Raw genomic sequence first — 19,479 nt, forward strand, 5'->3', positions numbered from 1 at the left:
ATGGTTCTGCCCCCTCGCCCATGCATGGGCGAGGGGCGCAGAACCGCAACGCTCGAATCAGCTCAACAGCAACGCGTCGTCATCCAGTTGCTCGTGCCGCGTCTGCTCGAACATGCGCAGCAGGTCGGGCACGTCGAGACCGGCGCGCTGTTCGCCGGACACGTCCAGCACCACCTGCCCCTGATGCAGCATCACCGTGCGCTGGCCGTAGTCGAGCGCCTGGCGCATGCTGTGCGTGACCATCATGGTGGTGAGCTTGCTGTCCTCCACGATCTTGGCGGTCAGTTCCAGCACGAAGGCGGCGGTCTTGGGATCGAGCGCGGCGGTGTGCTCGTCGAGCAGCAGGATGCGCGAGGGCTGCAGCGAGGCCATCAGCAGGCTCACGGCCTGGCGCTGGCCGCCGGACAGCAGGCCGATGCGGTCGGTCAGGCGGTTTTCCAGGCCCAGGTTAAGCAGGCGCAGCTTGTCGCGGAACAGTTCGCGCGAGGGCTTGTTGAGCGCCGCGCGGAAACCGCGGCGGCTGCCGCGCGCCATCGCCAGCGCCATGTTTTCCTCGATCGTCAGCGCTTCGCAGGTGCCCGCCATCGGGTCCTGGAACACGCGCGCCACCAGGTGGGCGCGGTCCCACGCCGGCTTGCGCGTGACGTCGGTGTCGTCGATCGTGATGCTGCCGCTGTCCACCATCTGGTCGCCGCTGATGGCGTTGAGGAAGGTGGACTTGCCGGCGCCGTTGGAGCCGATCACGGCCACGAACTGGCCGGTGGGGATGTCCAGGCTGAGGCCGCGCAGCGCGCGCGTCTCGATCGGGGTGCCGGGATTGAAGGTCAGTTTCAGGTCTTGCGCGCGCAGCATCTCAAGCACCTCCCTTGCGGCCGAACAGCTTCTTGCGGGTTCCCGGCAGCACCAGCGCGCCGGTGACCAGCACCGCGGTGACGAGGTTCAGGTCCTGCGCCTTGAGGCCGATGAATTCGCTGTTGAGCGCCAGCGCGATGAAGAAGCGGTACAGGATGGCGCCGAGCACCACGGCCAGCGTGGTGTAGACCAGCCGGCGCGCCGGCAGGATGCTCTCGCCGATGATGACTGCGGCCAGGCCGATCACGATGGTGCCGATGCCCATCGAGATGTCGGAGCCGCCCTGGGTCTGCGCGAACAGCGCGCCGGCCAGCGCGACCAGGCCGTTGGACAGCGCCATGCCGGCCAGCGTGGCGCGGCCGGTGGCGATGCCCTGGGCGCGCGCCATGCGCGGGTTGGCGCCGGTGGCGCGCATGGCCAGGCCGAGCTGCGACGAGAAGAACCAGTCGAGGCCGAGCTTGGCCACGACCACCACGACCAGCAGCAGCGCCGGGCGCAGCACGTAGTCCGGCAGCCAGTCGGGCTGCAGGATGGTGAAGATGGTGGATTCGGTGATCAGCGGCACGTTGGGCTTGCCCATCACGCGCAGGTTGACCGAGTACAGCGCGATCATCATCAGGATACTGGCGAGCAGGTCCATGATCTTGAGGCGCACGTTGAGCCAGCCGGTGACGAAGCCGGCGAAGGCGCCCGCCACGATCGCCAGCGCGGTGGCCAGGAACGGGTCCTGGCCCGAGGCGATCAGCGTGGCGGCCACGGCGCCGCCCAGCGGGAAGCTGCCGTCGACGGTCAGGTCGGGGAAGTTGAGGATGCGAAAGGAGATCAGCACCCCCAGGGCGACGAGGCTGAAGATCAGGCCGATCTCCAGTGCACCCAGGATGGAAAAGAGGGACATGGGGAAATCCAGTTGCTGTTTCCGGCACGGGAGGCCGGATCTGAAACGCCCGGCGCGCCGCCCGGGTCAGGCGGCGCGGCGCGGGCGTTCCGGGGGGCGGCCCGGATAGAGCCGCCTGCGCGCGTGCGCGCAGGCTCGGCGTGCCGTCTTACTTGATGACGGTCTTCGCTTCCTTGATCAGTTCGGGCGAGAGCGTCACGCCTTGCTTCTCGGCCGCGCCGGTGTTCACGAACAGTTCGAGCTTGTCGCTGGTCTCGGAGGCGATCGCGCCGGGCTTCTCGCCCTTCAGGATGCGCACCACCACCTTGCCGGTCTGGTGGCCGAGGTCGCCGTAGTTGATGCCCAGCGCCGCGATGGCGCCGCGCTTGACGCTGTCGGTGTCGGCCGCCACCAGCGGGATCCTGGACTCGTTGGCGACCTTGACCAGGGCCTCGTAGGCCGACACCACGTTGTTGTCGGTGTTGGTGTAGATCACGTCGACCTTGCCGATCAGGCTCTTGGCGGCGGCGCCGATGTCCACCGTGCGCGGCGCGGCGGCTTCCTTGAGCGCCAGGCCTTCCTTGGCCAGCAGCGCCTTCAGTTCCTTGACCACCACCACCGAGTTGGCCTCGCCGGGGTTGTAGACCATGCCGACGGTCTTGACCTTGGGCACCACGCGCTTGATCAGGGCGACCTGCCTGTCCAGCGGCAGCTTGTCCGACACGCCGGTCACGTTGGTGCCGGAGGCGCTCCAGCTCTTGACCAGTTGCGCGGCGACCGGGTCGGTCACGCCGGAGTACACCACCGGCACCGACTTGGTGGCGGCCACCACGGCCTGCGCCGACGGCGTGGCGATGGCGACGATCACGCTGGGCTGGTCGCCGACGAACTTGCGGGCGATCTGGGCGGCGGTGCCGGTATTGCCCTGCGCGCTCTGGTATTCCCACTTCAGGTTCTTGTCGGCGTCATAGCCGGCGCTCTTCAGCTCGTCGCGCACGCCGTCGCGGATGGCGTCCAGCGCGGGATGGTCGACGATCGAGAGCACCTTGACGGTCTGGGCCTGCACGGCGCCGCCGTACAGCAGCGCGAGGGCCACGGCGCTGGCCAGGATGGTCTTGGTCGATGTCTTCAGGCACTTCATGGTTATGATCTCCCCCGGATATGGGTTCTGGGTGGTGAGCCGCTCATTGTTTTTCACCGGTCTCAGGTCCGGTCCGCCGTCCCGGCCGGCCGCGGATCCGTGGCGGATCGGCGCGGGTCGGCCGCAGCCGTGGCGCGGCGACTTGCCTGGCGGCGGGCAGGCAGTCGCCGTGGCGCGACGGTTTGCGACGGCGATAAGCCTGCGAGGATACCATTTTCGCCGCCCGATTTGCCCGCTTTGCCCCGTTCCAGTGCGCCGGAAGGGGCCAGCCGCGGGTAGGGCGGGGCGCGGGTGGCGCGGCGCCAGGCGCGCGCCAGGCGCCTGCTTGCTGCGCGTTCTTATTGCGCCGGGTTGTTGATTTCGGCGTGGATGCGCTCGATCGCCGCGGTGACGTCTTCGGGCAACGAGCGCGCCTGCCACGCATCGACGTCCTCGCGCAGTTGCTCCAGCGAGGTGGCGCCGATGATGGTGCTCGCGGCGAACCAGCGCGAGTAGCTCCAGGCCAGCGCCAGCGTGGCCGGCGAGATGCCGTGCGCGCGCGCCAGCTTCACGTAGCGCGCCGACGCGGCCAGGCTTTCCGGGCGCAGGTAGCGCGGGCTCCAGTCGGCCGGGAAGCGGGTCAGGCGGCCCTTGGCCTGCGCGTCGAACGCGGGCTGCTCCGGCGTGCCGGCGAGGTACTTGCCGGTGAGCTGGCCGAACGCCAGCGGGCTGTACACCAGCAGGCTCACGTCGGTGCGGAAGCAGGCCTCGTCCAGGCCCTGCTCGAAGCTCCGGTTGAGCAGGTTGTACGGGTTCTGAATGGTGGCGATGCGCGGCAGGCCGTGCAGCTCGGCCTGCTTGGCGAACTCCGCCACGCCCCACGGCGTCTCGTTGGACACGCCCACGTAGCGGATCTTGCCGGCGCGCACCAGTTCGCCCATCGTTTCGAGCTGGGCCTGGATCGAGGTGCACTCGCGCTCCTTGGCCGGATCGAACTGCTTCTGGCCGAAGTTGGGCGCGTTGCGGGCCGGCCAGTGGATCTGGTAGAGGTCGATGTAGTCGGTCTGCAGGCGCGCCAGCGAGGCGTCCACCGCCTCGCGGATGCTCTGCGGCGTGAGGTCGCCGCCGTTGCGGATCCACGGCATGCGGGCCGGGCCGGCCACCTTGGTGGCCAGCACGATGCGGTCGCGCTGCTGGCGCTTGAGCCAGGTGCCGACGATGCGCTCGGTGCTGCCGTAGGTTTCGGCGCGCGGCTTGACCGGATACATCTCGGCCGTGTCGATGAAGTTGATGCCGCGCGAGACGGCGTAATCGAGCTGGCTGTGGCCTTCGGCTTCGGTGTTCTGCTCGCCGAAGGTCATGGTGCCGAGGCAGATGCGAGAGACTTCCAGGTCGCTGCGGCCCAGACGGATGGTTTCCATGACGTTCTTTGTCCTTGTCACACGGAGGAGAGTGGGATGGGGATGATACGGCGATTGGGAAAACCGCGTATGAGGCGCACATCGTGCCCACATCGGGCCCACATCGGCCCCACATCGGGCCCCGCACCAGACCCGTGTCAGCCCCGCAGCGCCTCCGCGCATTCCTTCACCAGCACCGGCCCGCGGTAGATCAGCCCGCTGTAGACCTGCACCAGCTGCGCGCCCGCGGCGATCTTGGCGCGCGCGTCGGCGCCGCCGAAGATGCCGCCCACGCCGACGATGGGCACGGCCTCGCCGACCACCGCGCGCAGGCCCTCGACCACCCGCGTGGAGGCCGCGAACACCGGCCGGCCCGACAGGCCGCCGGCTTCCTCGCCGTGCGGCAGGCCCTTGACCGCGTCGCGCGCGATGGTGGTGTTGGTGGCGATCACGCCGTCGATGCGGTGGCGCACCAGCGCGTCGCCGATGTTGCCGATCTGGTCGGCGTCGAGGTCGGGGGCGATCTTCAGCGCCAGCGGCACGTAGCGCTTGTGCTGGTCGGCCAGGCGCTGCTGCGCGGCCTTGAGCGTGGACAGCAGGCTGTCGAGCTCGCTCGCGCCCTGCAGCTGGCGCAGGTTCTTGGTGTTGGGCGAGGAGATGTTGACGGTGACGTAGCTGGCGTGCGGGTAGACGCGCTCCAGGCAGTGCAGGTAGTCGTCCACCGCGCGCTCGATCGGCGTGTCGGCGTTCTTGCCGATGTTCAGGCCCAGCACGCCGCCTTCGGCCTTCCACCGCGAGGCCGTGACGTTGGCGATGAAGGCGTCCACGCCGCCGTTGTTGAAGCCCATGCGGTTGATCAGCGCGTCGGCCTGGGGCAGGCGGAACATGCGCGGGCGCGGGTTGCCCGGCTGCGCGCGCGGCGTCACGGTGCCCACTTCGATGAAGCCGAAGCCGAACGCGGCCAGCGCGTCGATGTACGCGCCGTCCTTGTCCAGGCCGGCGGCCAGGCCGACCGGGTTGGGGAAGCGCACGCCCATCACGGTGCGCGGGTCGTCGGCGATGGTGTTGCCGATGCAGCCCGCCAGCCCGAGGCGCTTGGCGCGGCGCAGGTTGTTCAGCGTGAAGTGGTGGGCGTCCTCGGCATCCATCGAGAACAGGGCGGGGCGAAACAGGGGATAGAGCGCGTTCAGCACAGGGGATCAGCTTGGAAGTCGGGGCCAGGCCGGCATTGTAACGGCTGGGCCGCCCCGCGAGCGCATTGCGCGCGCCGCGCGTGGCGGCTAGAGCGTGCCGCCGGGCCCGTTCTCGCCGGGCTGCGGCGGGATCACGGGCGCGGCGGTGGGCGCGCCCTGCGGCGCCGGCGCGGCGGGCGCGTCGAACGGCCGCCACTGGTTGCCGGTCAGGACCTGAAGCGGCTGGTAGCGTGCCTTGTAGGCCATCTTGCGGCTGTCGGCGATCCAGTAGCCGAGGTACAGGTGCGGCAGCGCCAGCTCGCGCGCCTGGCGGATCTGCCACAGGATGTTGTAGGTGCCGTAGCTCGCGCCCATCTCCAGCGGATCGTAGAAGGTGTAGACGGAGGACAGGCCGTCGTCGAGCACGTCGATCATGCTGACCATGCGCAGGCGCCCGGCCTCGGGCGAGCCCGGCGGCTCGCGGAATTCCACCAGGCGCGAGTTGACGCGGCTTTGCAGCAGGAACTGCTCGTACTGGTCGCGGCTGTCCTGGTCCATGCCGCCGCCGGCGTGGCGCATCGACTGGTACAGCAGGTAGAGCGCGTAGTGTTCCTCGACGTAGGTCAGCGGCGCCACCAGCGCCTGCAGGCCCTCGTGCTGGCGCCACGCGCGGCGCTGGCTGCGGTCCGGCGCGAAGCGGTCCACCAGCACGCGGCACGGCGTGCAGGCGTGGCATTCGTCGCAATAGGGGCGGTAGGTGAAGATGCCGCTGCGGCGGAAGCCCGCGCGCACCAGCCGCGAATAGACGTCCGCGTTGATCAGGTGGGCCGGGGTGGCCACCTGCGAGCGCGCCATGCGCCCGTCCAGGTAGCTGCAAGCATAGGGCGCGGTGGCGTAGAACTGCAGCGCGGAAAGGGGTAGTTCCTTTAGCTTGCTCATTTGTCTGCGGCGGCCAGGGATGAAACGGCGATGCAAGGGAAGCCGCCGCGCGGTGTGCGGCGTGCGCTCGCGGGCGCTAGCCGCAGGCCGTGTCCGGCGCCAGGGTCCAGTGCCGGAGCACTGTCTTGTCGAAGCGCCACGGCTCGATGTCCGGCTGGCGGGTGGCAAGACGCACATGCGCCGCGAACTCCGCGCGCGGAATCGGGCTGGCGCCGAGCGAGGCCAGATGGTCGGTTTCCTGCTGGCAGTCTATCATCGCCACGCCGTGCATGCCGAGGAACGCGCATAGCGCGGCCAGCGCGATCTTGGAGGCATCGGTGCGGCGCGCGAACATCGATTCGCCGTAGAACATGCGCCCCAGCGCCACGCCGTACAGGCCGCCCACGCGCTCGCCGCGGTACCAGCTCTCCACGCTGTGGGCCAGGCCGTTCTGGTGCAGCGCGCCGTAGGCGGCGATGATGTCCTCGGTGATCCACGTGCCGTGCTGGCCGTCGCGCGGCGTCAGCGCGCAGGCCTGCATGACCTCGGTGAAGCCGGCGTCGACGCGGATCTCCCAGTCCGGGTCGCGCAGCACGCGCCGCAGGGTCTTGCGGAAGGTGGCGGACACGCGCAGCGCCTGCGGCGGCAGCACCATGCGCGGGTCGGTGCTCCACCACAGCACCGGCTGGCCTTCGGCGTACCACGGAAAGATGCCTTGCCGGTAGGCCAGCAGCAGGCGCTGGGCCGACAGCTCGCGGCTGGCGGCGAGCAGGCCGGGCGCGTCCGTGCCCGGGCCGAGCGCACGCTCGACCGGCGGAAACGGATCATGCGGATCCAGCCAGGTGATCATGCGGGATGGGCGGGTGCGCGGGCGGCGGGAGCGGCCTCGGGTGAAGGGATCAGGGCTCGACCGTGGCGCGGCTGGTGAGCGGGCGCATCGGCTTGTCGATGTCCAGGCTGTGCAGGCGGAAACTGCCGTCGGCCAGCCTGCCCGCCGCGCGGTCGGCGAAGAAGCAGCGCAGCGAGTGGATCACGGTGGGGAAGGCCAGCTCGTCCCACGGCACGTCGGCCTCCTCGACCAGCTTGACCTCCAGGCTTTCCTCGCCCGCGCTGATGTCGAGATCCTCCAGCGTGGCCAGGTAGAACAGGTGTACCTGGTGCACGTGCGGCACATTGAGGATCGAGAACAGCTCGCCGACCTGCACGCGCGCGCCGGCTTCTTCCAGCGTCTCGCGCGCGGCGCCCTGGGCGGTGGTCTCGCCGATCTCCATGAAGCCGGCCGGCAGCGTCCAGAAACCGTAGCGCGGCTCGATGGCGCGCTTGCACAGCAGCACCTTGTCCTCCCACACGGGAATGGTGCCGACCACGTTGCGCGGGTTGACGTAATGGATGGTGCCGCAGTTCTCGCACAGGTGGCGCGGGCGCGAGTCGCCTTCGGGGATGCGCAGCACGACCGCATGGCCGCAGTTCGAGCAGAATTTCATGAGGGGCGTCCGGGAGGAATGGCGAAAGTGTATCACCGCCCGTGGACGCTGCCGGAGCCGTGCGATGCGCTTGCGCGGGGCGCCCGGGGAATGTCCGGATGCTGGTGCGCGGCCGGCTGCGCGGGCGGTGCGCAGCGCCGGGCGCACAAAACACGCACAAAACAAAAAACGCCCTCGGAGGGCGTCATTGTCTTGCTGCATGGTGTCTCGACGAAGTGTTGGTTGCGGGGGCAGGACTTGAACCTGCGACCTTCGGGTTATGAGCCCGACGAGCTGCCAACTGCTCCACCCCGCGTCCGTCGAAGAAAAAGATTATAAGGCTATTCCTTTTGCATTGCAACACCCGATTCACAATTCCCTGCTAGGCGAGGCGGCGGCCCCGCCACGCGGACCGGGCGGCGCTCAGTCCTGCGCGCCGTCCGCGGCGGGCGCCTGCCACGGCGCGGCGGGAAACTGGAAGCTGTCGCGCTGGAGCAGGTCGTCGCGCTGCCAGATCACGCGGTCGGGCCGCACCGTCAGCATCCAGGTGGTGGTGGTCAGCGGCTGCGGCTCGGCGAACGCGCGCGGCGTCAGCAGCGCGGCGCAGGGGCCGTGCTCGGGATCGCGCACCGAGCTGTAGCGGATCATGCCGAGGCCGGCCTCGCGCGCGGCGCGCGCCAGCGTATGGCAGGCATCGTAATGGTCGGGGTCGGTCCAGCGGGCCGCGTGCTCGGACAGCGGCGGCGCGTCGAGCGCGATGCCGTCGGTGCGCACGCTGACCTGGAACAGCGTGTGCGGGCGCGCGTCGATGCGCGGCAGCGCCGGGCTGTCGCGCAGGAAGCGCCAGCGCCAGTAGCCGAGCTCCGCGCACGCGGTGCGGACCTGCTCGGCGCCATAGAACACGCCCGGGTCCTGCGGGCCACGAAAGCGCGAGCCCCACGACGAGGGCGGATAGCGGAACGGCGTGAACAGCAGGTAATGGAGATGGCGCGCCTCGGCCGGCACGGCGGGCTTGCCGGCGTCGAGCACGGCCTCCAGCACGGCCTGCTCCTCGAGGCTGTCGACCAGGGGCATGGTCGAGACCACGTGCTGCGCCTCCACCGCGCGCCAGAGCGTCAGCGCGAACGGCCGGCGCTCAGACGCGACCGCGGGTGGCATCCAGATAGTGGACGACACGTACCAGGCCCTCGGTTGTGCGGATCAGTTCGCCCGGCTTGCCGCCGAGCGCCAGGTTTTCGTTGGCCAGCCAGAGGCGGGCCTGGTCGCTGTGGCCGAGGATGGCGTCGAGCGAGCGGAACAGGCGCACGAACAGCACGCCGAACTCCCATTCCTTGCGATGCGCGTCGAGCACATAGCCGCCGGAGGCCATGCGCGACACCGAGGCCGTGCTGATGCCCAGCACGCTGGCCACGCCCGCCTGGCTGATGCCGAGAAAGCCGGCGGCGCGCATGACCGCCTTGGTCAGGGTGGTGCCGGGGTCGGGACCGCCGGCGGGATCGCGCTCGGGGAGTTGCCTGGTTTGCATCGCCTCGCTCCTGTTTCTTGAGAAACATTATAGGTGCCATGTTTCGCAAGGGAAGCACTAAAGCACACCTTTCGGGTATCTCCCATGCCCGCGTTGCCGGAGGTCTTTGCGGCCAAGGCGCGCACGGTCTGCCCGGATGTGCGCTTTCCATTCTTGCTTGTCTCGTGATATGCAAAATAATGCCTCTCGATGGGCGACTCTCCCGCGCGGGGTGCCCAAGGCATCCGGTCAAGCGGCAACGGCAAGGCTGCTGCGATATGTCGGGGGCGGCGATGATAAGCGACGCATCGATCCTGCCATATAGTGCATTTCTCTGATTGCATAATGATTGATATGCAATAAAATGCATTGTCAAAAGAGGCAGACAAGCAGGCTGCCGACCAAGCACCAACCGGATGCCGCCACCCCGCCGCCCTTGCGCACAAGGCGGGGCACGGCTTGGAGGAGTGGAGACATGACGCCCCCAGTGGCCCCCCCGCAAGCGCCGGCCGGAGCGGCCGTGGCCGTGCTGCCGGCCCGCTACAACGCCGCCGCCGACCTGCTCGGCCGCAACCTCGCCGCCGGCCGCGGCGCCAAGACCGCCTATGTGGACGACGCCGGCGCGCTCGGCTACGCGGCGCTCGATGCGCGCTGCCGCTGCTTCGCCTCGGCGCTGCTGGCGTCCGGCATCCGCCCGGAGGAGCGCCTGCTGCTATGCGCGCTCGACACCGTCGATTTCCCCACGGCCTTTCTCGGCTGCCTGCTGGCCGGCGTGGTGCCGGTGGCGGTCAACACGCTGCTGACCGCCGACGACTACGCCTACATGCTGGAGCACAGCGGCGCGCGCGCCGTGGTGGTGTCGGCGCAGTTGGCGGCCGTGCTGCGCGAGGCCGCCGCCCGCGCGGGCACCGCGCCGGCCTTCATCCTCGCCGCGCCCGCGGATGGCGAAGCGGACGGCGAGGCGAGCGACGATACGGACAGCGTGGCCGCGATGGCGGCGCGGGGCGCGCCGCTGCCGCAGGCCGCCGCCACGCGGCCCGACGACATCGCCTTCTGGCTCTATTCGTCCGGCTCCACCGGCCGCCCCAAGGGCACCGTGCACACGCACGCCAACCTGTTCCATACCGCCGATCTTTACGCGCGCCAGATACTCGCGCTGCGCGAGGACGACGTGGTGTTCTCCGCGGCCAAGCTGTTCTTCGCCTACGGCCTGGGCAACGCGCTGACCTTCCCGCTGTCGGTCGGCGCCACCACCGTGCTGATGGCCGAGCGCCCCACGCCGCAGGCCGTGTTCCGCCGTCTTTGCGAGCAGCGCCCGACCGTGTTCTGCGGCGTGCCCACGCTCTACGCCGGCATGCTGGCGGCGGCCGAGCTGCCGCCGCGCGCGCAGGTGTCGATGCGCGTGTGCACCTCGGCCGGCGAGGCGCTGCCGCGGGACATCGGCGAGCGCTACCGCGCGCATTTCGGCTGCGACATCCTCGACGGCATCGGCTCCACGGAGATGCTGCACATCTTCCTGTCGAACCGGCCCGGCGAGGTGCGCTACGGCACCACCGGCAAGCCGGTGCCGGGCTACGAGCTGAAGCTGCTCGACGAAGCCGGCCAGCCGTGCGCGCCCGGCGAGATCGGCGACCTGTTCATCAAGGGGCCGAGCGCGGCGCTGATGTACTGGGGCAACCGCGACAAGAGCCGCGACACCTTCGTGGGCGAGTGGACGCGCAGCGGCGACAAGTACCGGCAGGACGCCGACGGCTATTTCATCTACGCGGGGCGCAGCGACGACATGCTCAAGGTCGGCGGCATCTACGTCTCGCCGTTCGAGGTGGAGGCCGTGCTGGCCCAGCACCCGGCGATACTGGAGGCTGCGGTGATCGGCGTGAGCGATGCCGACGGGCTGGTCAAGCCCAAGGCCTTCGTGGTGCCGCGCCCGGGCCAGCGCTGGCACGATGGCATGGCGGCCGAGCTGCAGGCCTTCGTCAAGTCGCGGCTGGCGCCCTACAAATACCCGCGCCAGATCGAGTGCGTGGCGGAGCTGCCCAAGACCGCCACCGGCAAGATCCAGCGCTTCCGCCTGCGCCAGCGCGAGGAAGCCGGCGCGGCGGGCTGAACGCAGCGGATTGAAGACAACAGAACGGAAGCAGAGGCAAAGAGGCATGCAAAGCGAGTTGGTTGAGATTCCCTTCGACGGGCGCCGTATCCACATGGAAGTGCAGTGGCTCAGGCCGCAGCGCGAGGCGCGGCCGCTGCTGGTGTTCCTGCACGAGGGGCTGGGTTCGGTGAGCCTGTGGCGCGACTATCCCGCCGCGCTGTGCGAGGCCGGCGACTTCCGCGGGCTGGTGCTGTCGCGCTACGGATATGGCCGCTCCACGCCGCGCCCGGCCGAGGAAAAATGGGGCGTCGATTTCATGCACCGGCAGGCGCGCGAAGCGCTGCCCGCGCTGTTCGACGCGCTCGACATCGGGCCCGGCCGCGGCCGCGGCGCGCCCTGGCTGTTCGGCCACAGCGACGGCGGCTCGATCGCGCTGATCTACGCGGCCAGCTTCCCGCAGGCGGTGGACGGCATCACCGTGCTGGCGCCGCACATCCTGGTCGAGGACGTCTCGGTCGAGAGCATCCGCGCCACGCGCGAGACCTACCTCAACACCGACCTGCGCGGCAAGCTCGCGCGCCATCACGACGACGTGGACTCCGCCTTCTGGGGCTGGAACGACATCTGGCTCGATCCCGCTTTCCGCGCCTTCGACCTGCGCCCGCTGCTGCCGCAGCTGCGCTGCCCGGTGCTGGCGGTGCAGGGCGAGGACGACGAGTACGGGACCATGATGCAGATCGAGGGTATCCATCGATATGCGCCGCAAACCGTCCTGCTTAAACTCGCGCGGTGCGCACACTCCCCGCATCGCGACCAGCCGGGACCGTTGACGGAGGCGGCGGTCCGGTTTATAACGGCACATACTTCATACCTAAAATAATTTCGCGCCCTGCGCGCCGGCCCGCGGCAACCCCGCCGTCCGGCGATGCCAGCCACGGCGACGGAAATCGGCTTGACCACCAGGAGACGTCCATGCATCGCTTCACAGCGCGCGGGCTGGCCCCCGCTTGCCTTGCCATCGCCGCATCTTTCGCCGCATCCTTTGCCTGCACCGCCGCCGCCCAGGGCAGCGGCAAGATCAAGGTCGGCTTCATGCTGCCTTACACCGGCACCTACGCCTCGCTCGGCAACGCCATCGAGAACGGCTTCAGGATGTACGTGCAGGAGCAGGGCGGCAGGCTCGGCGGGCGCGAGATCGAATACTTCAAGGTGGACGACGAATCCGATCCGGCCAAGGCGCCCGAGAACGCCAGCAAGCTGATCAAGCGCGACCAGGTCGACGTGGTGGTGGGCACGGTCCATTCGGGCGTGCAGATGGGCATCGTCAAGGTGGCCAAGGAAAACAACACGCTGCTGATCATCCCCAACGCGGGCGTGGACGAGGCCACCGGGCCGCTGTGCGGGCCGAACATCTTCCGCTCCTCGTTCTCGAACTGGCAGCCCGGCTACGCGATGGGCCACGTGCTGGCCGAGCGCGGCATGAAGCGCGTGGTCACGCTGACGTGGAAATACGCGGCCGGCGAGCAGTCGGTCAAGGGCTTCAAGGAAGCCTTCGAGGCCAAGGGCGGCAAGGTGGTGAAGGAACTGAGCCTGCCGTTCCCCAACGTCGAGTTCCAGGCGCTCATCACCGAGGTGGCGTCGATCAAGCCGGACGCCGTGTTCGTGTTCTTCGCCGGCGGCGGCGCCGTGAAGTTCGTCAAGGACTGGGCCGCGGCGGGCCTCAAGGAAAAGATCCCGCTCTACGCCTCGGGCTTCCTCACCGACGGCACGCTGGAGGCGCAGGGCGCGGCCGCGCAGGGCCTGGAAACCACGCTGCACTATGCCGACGGCCTGGCCAATCCGCGCGACCAGAGCTTCCGCCTGGGCTACGCCAAGACCTACAAGCTGCAGCCGGACGTGTACGCCGTGCAGGGCTACGACGCGGCCCAGCTGCTGGCCGCCGGCGCCAGCGCGGTCAAGGGCGACATGACCAGGAAGGCCGAAGTGGTCAAGGCGATGGAGCTGACCCGGGTGGACAGCCCGCGCGGCTCGTTCACGCTGTCGAAGGCGCACAACCCGGTGCAGGACTTCTACCTGCGCAAGGTCGACGGCCGCGAGAACAAGGTCGGCGGCATCGCCGTCAAGGCGCTGGCCGACCCGGCGCGCGGCTGCCGGATCTGAGCGCCCGGGCCGCGGCGCCGCGCCTTCCGCGTCTGCCGCGTCTTTCGCGCCAGCCGCGGGCGCGGCGGCCCGGTCCGGGTCCGGCCTGCTTCGCGCGTTCCGTCTTCCCGCGGTCCTTCTTCCCGCCTTCCTCGTTTCGCAACCGGGCTGCCGCCTTGCCGCATGGACATCGTTTCCTTCTTCATCCAGTGCCTTAACAGCATCCAGTACGGCTTGCTGCTGTTCCTCGTGGCCAGCGGCCTGACCCTGATCTTCGGCATCATGGGCGTGATCAACCTCGCCCACGGCAGCTTCTACATGCTGGGCGCCTACCTGGCCTTCACGCTGGCCGGACTGACCGGCAGCCTGCTGACCGCCATCCCGCTCGGCATCGTGCTGGCGGTGGCGTTCGGCTACGTGCTGGAGTGGGCGTTCTTCAGCTATCTCTACCAGCGCGAGCACCTGCAGCAGGTGCTGATGACCTACGGCCTGATCCTGGTCTTCGAGGAAATGCGCAGCATCCTGGTGGGCGACGACGTGCATGGCGTGACGGTGCCGCCGTTCCTCGACTGGGCGCTGCCGATCGGCAACGAGATGACCTACCCGGTCTACCGCCTGTTCATCTCGGCGGTGTGCCTGCTGGTGGCCGCGGCCATGTACGTGGTGATCCGCCGCACGCGGCTGGGCATGATGATCCGCGCCGGCGCCACCAACCGCGAGATGGTGCAGTCGCTCGGCATCAACGTGACGGTGCTGTACCGCTTCGTGTTCGCGCTCGGCGTGGCGCTGGCGGTGCTGGCCGGCATGATCGCGGCGCCCGTGTCGTCGGTCTACCCGGGCATGGGCGGGCAGGTGCTGATCGTGTGCTTCGTGGTGGTGGTGATCGGCGGCATCGGCTCGGTCAAGGGCGCCCTGGTGGCGTCGCTGCTGCTGGGATTCGTCGACACCTTCGGCAAGGTGTTCTGGCAGGAGGCCTCGGGCGTGCTGGTCTACCTGCTGATGGCACTCATCCTGCTCTGGAAACCCCAGGGCTTGTTCAAGGCGGGGTAGGCATATGCCGGGCGACATCAATGCACTGGAGGGCGCGCCGCGCCTGCGCGCGGGCGCGGCGCCGTGGCGCGGCGGCCTGGGCTGGCTGGCGCTGTTCGCGCTGCTGGCCGCGCTGCCGCTGCTGCTGGGCGAGCAGGGGCAGCGCTTCTATATCGAGCTGCTCAGCAAGGTCATGATCATGGCCATCTTCGCGCTGTCGCTGCAACTGCTGATCGGCTATGCCGGGCTGGTCAGCCTGGGGCACGCGGCCTATTTCGCGGTGGCGGCCTATGCCACCGCGATGCTGGCGCCGCAGGCCGGGCCCGGCAACGGCTGGCTGCTGCTGCTCGGCGCGCTCGCCGCGGCGGCGGCGCTGGCGCTGGTGGTGGGCGCGCTGGTGCTGCGCGCGCGCGGCGTGTATTTCATCATGGTCACGCTGGCGTTCGCGCAGATGGTGTTCTTCGTGTTCCACGACACCAGGATCGCGGGCGGCAGCGACGGCACCTATATCTATTTCCGGCCGGAATTCGACCTGCTCGGCGCGCGCCCGTTCGACGTCAACGACGTCGCGCATTTCTACTGGCTGGTGCTCGGCGCGCTGGTGCTCACCGTGGCGGGCCTGGCGCTGGTGCTGCGCTCGCGCTTCGGCCACGCGCTGGTGGGCATCCGCCACAACGAGCAGCGCATGCGCGCGGCGGGCTACGCCACCTACCGCTACCAGCTCGGCGCGTTCGTGGTGGCCGGCACCTTCGCCGGGCTGGCGGGCTATCTGTATGCGATCCAGTATGGCTTCGTCAATCCGGAGATCGCGTCCTGGCACCAGTCCGGCAATGCCATGCTGATGGTGATCCTGGGCGGCGCCGGCAGCCTGGCCGGCGCCGTGCTGGGCGCCTTTTCCTTCGTGCTGCTGGCGGAGTGGTTCAGCACGCTGACCCGGCACTGGCAGTTGCTGATGGGCGGCTTCATCATCGTGGCGGTGGCGCTGCTGCCGCACGGGCTGGTCAGCCTGGCGCGCGTGCTGGCGCTGCCGCGGGCGCGCCGCGGACAAGGAGAATCGCGATGAACGCACCGGTCCTGTCGGCGCGCAGGCTGACGCGCCGCTTCGGCGGCCTTACCGCGGTGGGCGAGGTGGACATCGACCTCGCCTTGCATGAGATCCACGCCGTGATCGGCACCAACGGCGCGGGCAAGTCCACGCTGATCAACATGCTGTCGGGCGAATTGCCGCCGTCCGCGGGCTTGCTGCAATTGCAGGGGCGCGACGTGACCGGCTGGGCGCAGCCGCGGCTGGCGCGCGCGGGCATCGGCCGCAGCTACCAGCGCAACAACATCTTCCTGCCGCTGACGGTGCGCGAGAACTGCCGCCTGGCGGCGCAGTCGCGCGCCCAGCGCGCGTGGCGGCTGTGGGAGGGCGCGCAGCGCTGCCGCACCAGCCGCGCGCTCGGCGACGAGGCGCTGGAATGCGCGGGCCTGGCCGCGTGCGCCGACACCGTGGCCACCGCGCTGTCGCACGGGCAGAAGCGGCAGCTCGAAGTCGCCATGTGCCTGGCCACCCAGCCAACCGTGCTGCTGCTCGACGAGCCGCTGGCCGGCATGGGCGCGGAGGAGTCGGCGCGCATGCTGGCGCTGCTGCGCTCGCTGCGCGACGGCCATGCGGTGCTGCTGGTGGAGCACGACATGGAAGCGGTGTTCTCGGTGGCGGACCGCATCACGGTGATGGTCAACGGCACCGTGATCGCCTCGGGCGATCCCGCGTCGATCCGCCTCAACCGCGAGGTGCGGCAGGCATACCTGGGGGAAGAGGACGCGGAAGGGGACGCGGAAGAGGGTGGGCACGGGAGCGCCGGAGGCATCCATGAAGGCGGGCCACGCCGCGGCGCGGGCCGGGAGCAGGCGGCATGAGCGAGATCATCGCGGCCACGGACGTGCACGCCTGGTATGGCAGCAGCCATGTGCTGCGCGGCATCGACTTCCGCGTCGGGCGGGGCGAGACGGTGGGCCTGCTGGGCCGCAACGGCATGGGCAAGAGCACGCTGCTGCGGACCCTGCTCGGGCACGTGCGGCAGCGCCAGGGCGCCATCTTCGCCGCCGGGCGCGAAGTCTCGCGCGCGCAGCCGCACGAGGTGGCGCGCCTGGGCGTGGCCTACGTGCCCGAAGGGCGCGGCATCTTTCCCAATCTGTCGGTGCGCGAGAACCTCGTGATGGCGGCGCGCAAGGGGCCGTCCGGGCGGCAGGACTGGGACGAGGCGAGGGTGCTGGACCTGTTCCCCCGCCTCAAGGAGCGCCTCGGCCACGGCGGCCAGCAGTTGTCCGGCGGCGAGCAGCAGATGCTGTCGATCGGGCGCGCGCTGATGACCAACCCCGACTGCCTGATCCTGGACGAGGCCACCGAGGGGCTGGCGCCGCGCATCGTGGCGGAGATCTGGCGGGTGATCGCCACCGTGCGCGCCACCGGCATCGCCTCAGTGGTGGTGGACCGCAACTACCGCGCCGTGCTGGCCAACGCCGACCGCGTGGTGGTGCTGGAAAAAGGGCTGGTCGTGATGGACGGGCCCGCGGCCGTGCTGGCCGCCCAGCCCGGCGCGCTGGATCGTTATCTCGGCGTTTGATTGTGATCCATGAGCCATTCCGTGTGGCGGTGCGGCAACGCAGCCCGCGCGCGGCCGCGCCGGGATTCGGCGGGCCGGCGCGCGCAAGCGCTTGACCGGGCGGGACTTCGCTCGCATGCTTGCCCGGTCACCAGCACCAGGCAGGTTCTGCAAGGCAGGATGCTCCCCAGTGGTCGTCACCCGGCACTTCATCTAGAATGGCGCGCGTTTGTGCAATGCAATAGCGCGAGCGGCCCGCTTTTGCCCGTTTTGCTTGTCCCGACCGTCCCGGCCCCCTGGCCCGGGCGTCCGGCGCGTTGCGCGAGCCTTTCAAACCAGACCCCTATCCATGACCCAGACCGCAACCAGTCATTATTTCGTCGAAAGTCCCAGCAAGCATGCACTGGTGATCGGCGCGATCGGCGTCGTCTTCGGCGATATCGGTACCAGCCCCCTGTATTCGCTCAAGGAGTGCTTCAGCACCGAGCATGGCATTCCGTTCAGCAGCGACGCGGTGCTGGGCATCATCTCGCTGCTGTTCTGGGCCATGACCATCGTGGTGTCCATCAAGTACGTGATGTTCGTCATGCGGGCCGACAATGATGGCGAAGGCGGCGTGCTGGCCCTGATGGCGCTGGCCCTGCGCACCGCCTCGCCGCGCTCGCGCACCGCCAAGATGCTGATGATGCTGGGCATCTTCGGCGCGTGCATGTTCTACGGCGACGCGGTCATCACGCCCGCCATCTCGGTGCTCTCCGCCGTGGAAGGGCTGGAGATCGCCGCGCCCGGCCTGTCGCATTTCGTGATTCCGATCACCCTGGTGATCCTGGTGGCGCTGTTCATGATCCAGCGCAGCGGCACCAGCGCGGTGGGCAAGCTGTTCGGCCCGATCATGATCGTCTGGTTCCTGGCCCTGGGCGCGCTCGGCGTGTACAACCTGGCGGGTGTGCCGTCGGTGCTGCTGGCGGTCAATCCGCTCTACGGCGTGCGCTTCCTGACCGAGCATTCGCTGCAGGCCTTCATCGTGCTGGGCTCGGTGTTCCTGGTGCTGACCGGCGCCGAGGCGCTGTACGTGGACATGGGCCATTTCGGCCGGCGCCCGATCCGCTTCGCCTGGTTCGTGCTGGTGATGCCCTGCCTGATGCTGAACTACTTCGGCCAGGGCGCGATGCTGCTGCGTAACCCCGAGGCGATCAGCAACCCGTTCTACCTGATGGTGCCGCAGGCGCTGCTGCTGCCGATGGTGCTGCTGGCCACCTGCGCCACCGTGATCGCCTCGCAGGCGGTGATCTCGGGCGCGTTCTCGCTGACCAGCCAGGCGATCCAGCTCGGCTTCGTGCCGCGCATGCGCATCCGCTACACCTCGGCCGCCGAGATCGGCCAGATCTACCTGCCGGTGATCAACTGGATCCTGCTGGTGCTGGTGGTGGCGGTGGTGGTGGCCTTCAAGAAATCCGACAACCTGGCGGCCGCCTACGGCATCGCCGTGACCACCACGATGGTGATCACCACCTTCCTGGCGGCGGTGGTGATGCGCAACGTCTGGAAGTGGAACCCGGTGCTGGTCACGCTGATCGGCGTGAGCTTCCTGCTGGTCGACCTGGCCTTCTTCTCCGCCAACCTGCTCAAGGTCGCCGAAGGCGGCTGGTTCCCGCTGCTGATGGGCGGCACCGCGTTCTTCCTGCTGATGACCTGGCACAGCGGCCGCAAGCTGCTGCGCGCCCGCAGCCTGGAAGACGGCATCCCGCTCGAGCCGTTCATCGGCGGCCTGCTGGCGCACCCGCCCCATCGCGTCGAGGGCACCGCGGTGTTCCTGACCGGCAATACCGAATCGGTGCCGGTATCGCTGCTGCACAACCTCAAGCACAACCGCGTGCTGCACGAGCGCGTGGTCTTCCTGAGCTTCGTCACGCGCGACGTGCCCTACGTGGACGACGACCACCGCCTGACCTGCAAGGACCTCGGCGGCGGCGTGTTCATCCTCAAGTCCGAATACGGTTTCAAGGAAACGCCCGACGTGCAGCGCGTGCTGGACCTCGCGCAGCGCAAGCTCGGCATGGCCTTCGAGCTGATGGAGACCTCGTTCTTCATCGCCCGCGAATCGGTGATCCCGTCCAAGCTGCCGGGCATGTCGATGTGGCGCGAAAGCCTGTTCGCGTGGATGCATCAGAACGGCGCCAAGCCCTCGGACTTCTTCCAGATCCCCGCCAACCGCGTGGTGGAGCTGGGCACGAAGGTGGAGATCTGATCGTTGTTGTGGCCCGGGGGCTACGGGGTATCGTGAAAACGGGACTTCTGTAGCCCTAGGGCATCAAAATTCGGCTTCCGTTT

The 19,479-nt window shown here is 69.2% G+C and carries 18 protein-coding genes and 1 tRNA gene; 8 read left to right on the forward strand and 11 right to left on the reverse strand.

Annotated elements, in window-relative coordinates:
* Nucleotides 1–57: 57 nt before the first annotated feature.
* The 11 genes from ACWTPI_RS08430 to ACWTPI_RS08480 form a co-directional block, all read right to left on the reverse strand.
* A complete protein-coding gene (locus ACWTPI_RS08430) occupies nt 58–852 on the reverse strand; it encodes an ABC transporter ATP-binding protein (RefSeq protein WP_020201197.1) in 795 nt (264 codons plus the stop codon).
* Between the two features lies 1 nt (nt 853).
* Entirely contained in the window at nt 854–1,747 is an 894-nt protein-coding gene (locus tag ACWTPI_RS08435; RefSeq protein ID WP_020201198.1) for an ABC transporter permease, read from the reverse strand.
* Nucleotides 1,748–1,895: 148 nt separating this feature from the next.
* Nucleotides 1,896–2,867: an ABC transporter substrate-binding protein gene (locus ACWTPI_RS08440; RefSeq protein WP_020201199.1), complete on the reverse strand. Its 972-nt coding sequence runs from the start codon at nt 2,865–2,867 to the stop codon at nt 1,896–1,898.
* Between the two features lie 338 nt (nt 2,868–3,205).
* A complete protein-coding gene (locus ACWTPI_RS08445) occupies nt 3,206–4,267 on the reverse strand; it encodes an aldo/keto reductase (RefSeq protein WP_059413095.1) in 1,062 nt (353 codons plus the stop codon).
* A 137-nt stretch (nt 4,268–4,404) separates the two neighbouring features.
* On the reverse strand, nt 4,405–5,439 hold the full coding sequence (locus tag ACWTPI_RS08450; RefSeq protein ID WP_020201201.1) for a quinone-dependent dihydroorotate dehydrogenase: 1,035 nt from the start codon (nt 5,437–5,439) through the stop codon (nt 4,405–4,407).
* Between the two features lie 87 nt (nt 5,440–5,526).
* Nucleotides 5,527–6,357: an arginyltransferase gene (locus ACWTPI_RS08455; RefSeq protein WP_059413093.1), complete on the reverse strand. Its 831-nt coding sequence runs from the start codon at nt 6,355–6,357 to the stop codon at nt 5,527–5,529.
* 76 nt (nt 6,358–6,433) lie between these two features.
* Complete coding sequence (gene aat / locus ACWTPI_RS08460; RefSeq protein ID WP_020201203.1) at nt 6,434–7,186, reverse strand: leucyl/phenylalanyl-tRNA--protein transferase; 753 nt, start codon at nt 7,184–7,186, stop codon at nt 6,434–6,436.
* A gap of 49 nt (nt 7,187–7,235) precedes the next feature.
* Nucleotides 7,236–7,820, reverse strand: a complete 585-nt coding sequence (locus ACWTPI_RS08465) for an NUDIX hydrolase (RefSeq protein WP_020201204.1) — start codon at nt 7,818–7,820, stop codon at nt 7,236–7,238.
* A gap of 219 nt (nt 7,821–8,039) precedes the next feature.
* Nucleotides 8,040–8,115, reverse strand: a tRNA-Met gene (locus ACWTPI_RS08470).
* A gap of 107 nt (nt 8,116–8,222) precedes the next feature.
* A complete protein-coding gene (locus ACWTPI_RS08475; RefSeq protein WP_454731408.1) occupies nt 8,223–8,975 on the reverse strand; it encodes an RES family NAD+ phosphorylase in 753 nt (250 codons plus the stop codon).
* Complete coding sequence (locus tag ACWTPI_RS08480) at nt 8,935–9,324, reverse strand: MbcA/ParS/Xre antitoxin family protein (RefSeq protein ID WP_020201206.1); 390 nt, start codon at nt 9,322–9,324, stop codon at nt 8,935–8,937. Before ACWTPI_RS08480 ends, ACWTPI_RS08475 begins: the two co-directional genes overlap by 41 nt.
* A gap of 454 nt (nt 9,325–9,778) precedes the next feature.
* On the opposite strand from ACWTPI_RS08480, the gene ACWTPI_RS08485 reads away from it, so the two are divergent.
* From ACWTPI_RS08485 to ACWTPI_RS08520, 8 genes are all read left to right on the forward strand, one after another.
* Nucleotides 9,779–11,410 (forward strand): benzoate-CoA ligase family protein, encoded by a 1,632-nt coding sequence (locus tag ACWTPI_RS08485; RefSeq protein WP_454731409.1) that lies wholly within the window; start codon nt 9,779–9,781, stop codon nt 11,408–11,410.
* Between the two features lie 46 nt (nt 11,411–11,456).
* Nucleotides 11,457–12,272 (forward strand): alpha/beta fold hydrolase, encoded by an 816-nt coding sequence (locus ACWTPI_RS08490; RefSeq protein ID WP_059413089.1) that lies wholly within the window; start codon nt 11,457–11,459, stop codon nt 12,270–12,272.
* Between the two features lie 92 nt (nt 12,273–12,364).
* On the forward strand, nt 12,365–13,552 hold the full coding sequence (locus tag ACWTPI_RS08495) for an ABC transporter substrate-binding protein (RefSeq protein WP_020201209.1): 1,188 nt from the start codon (nt 12,365–12,367) through the stop codon (nt 13,550–13,552).
* 162 nt (nt 13,553–13,714) lie between these two features.
* Complete coding sequence (locus tag ACWTPI_RS08500) at nt 13,715–14,581, forward strand: branched-chain amino acid ABC transporter permease (RefSeq protein WP_020201210.1); 867 nt, start codon at nt 13,715–13,717, stop codon at nt 14,579–14,581.
* A 4-nt stretch (nt 14,582–14,585) separates the two neighbouring features.
* On the forward strand, nt 14,586–15,623 hold the full coding sequence (locus ACWTPI_RS08505) for a branched-chain amino acid ABC transporter permease (protein WP_454731410.1): 1,038 nt from the start codon (nt 14,586–14,588) through the stop codon (nt 15,621–15,623).
* A complete protein-coding gene (locus tag ACWTPI_RS08510; RefSeq protein ID WP_454731411.1) occupies nt 15,620–16,462 on the forward strand; it encodes an ABC transporter ATP-binding protein in 843 nt (280 codons plus the stop codon). Before ACWTPI_RS08505 ends, ACWTPI_RS08510 begins: the two co-directional genes overlap by 4 nt.
* Complete coding sequence (locus tag ACWTPI_RS08515; protein ID WP_020201213.1) at nt 16,459–17,169, forward strand: ABC transporter ATP-binding protein; 711 nt, start codon at nt 16,459–16,461, stop codon at nt 17,167–17,169. The genes ACWTPI_RS08510 and ACWTPI_RS08515 overlap by 4 nt, the downstream gene beginning before the upstream one ends.
* A gap of 328 nt (nt 17,170–17,497) precedes the next feature.
* Entirely contained in the window at nt 17,498–19,396 is a 1,899-nt protein-coding gene (locus tag ACWTPI_RS08520; RefSeq protein ID WP_020201214.1) for a potassium transporter Kup, read from the forward strand.
* Nucleotides 19,397–19,479 lie beyond the last annotated feature (83 nt).

This window comes from Cupriavidus ulmosensis, from assembly GCF_977008105.1.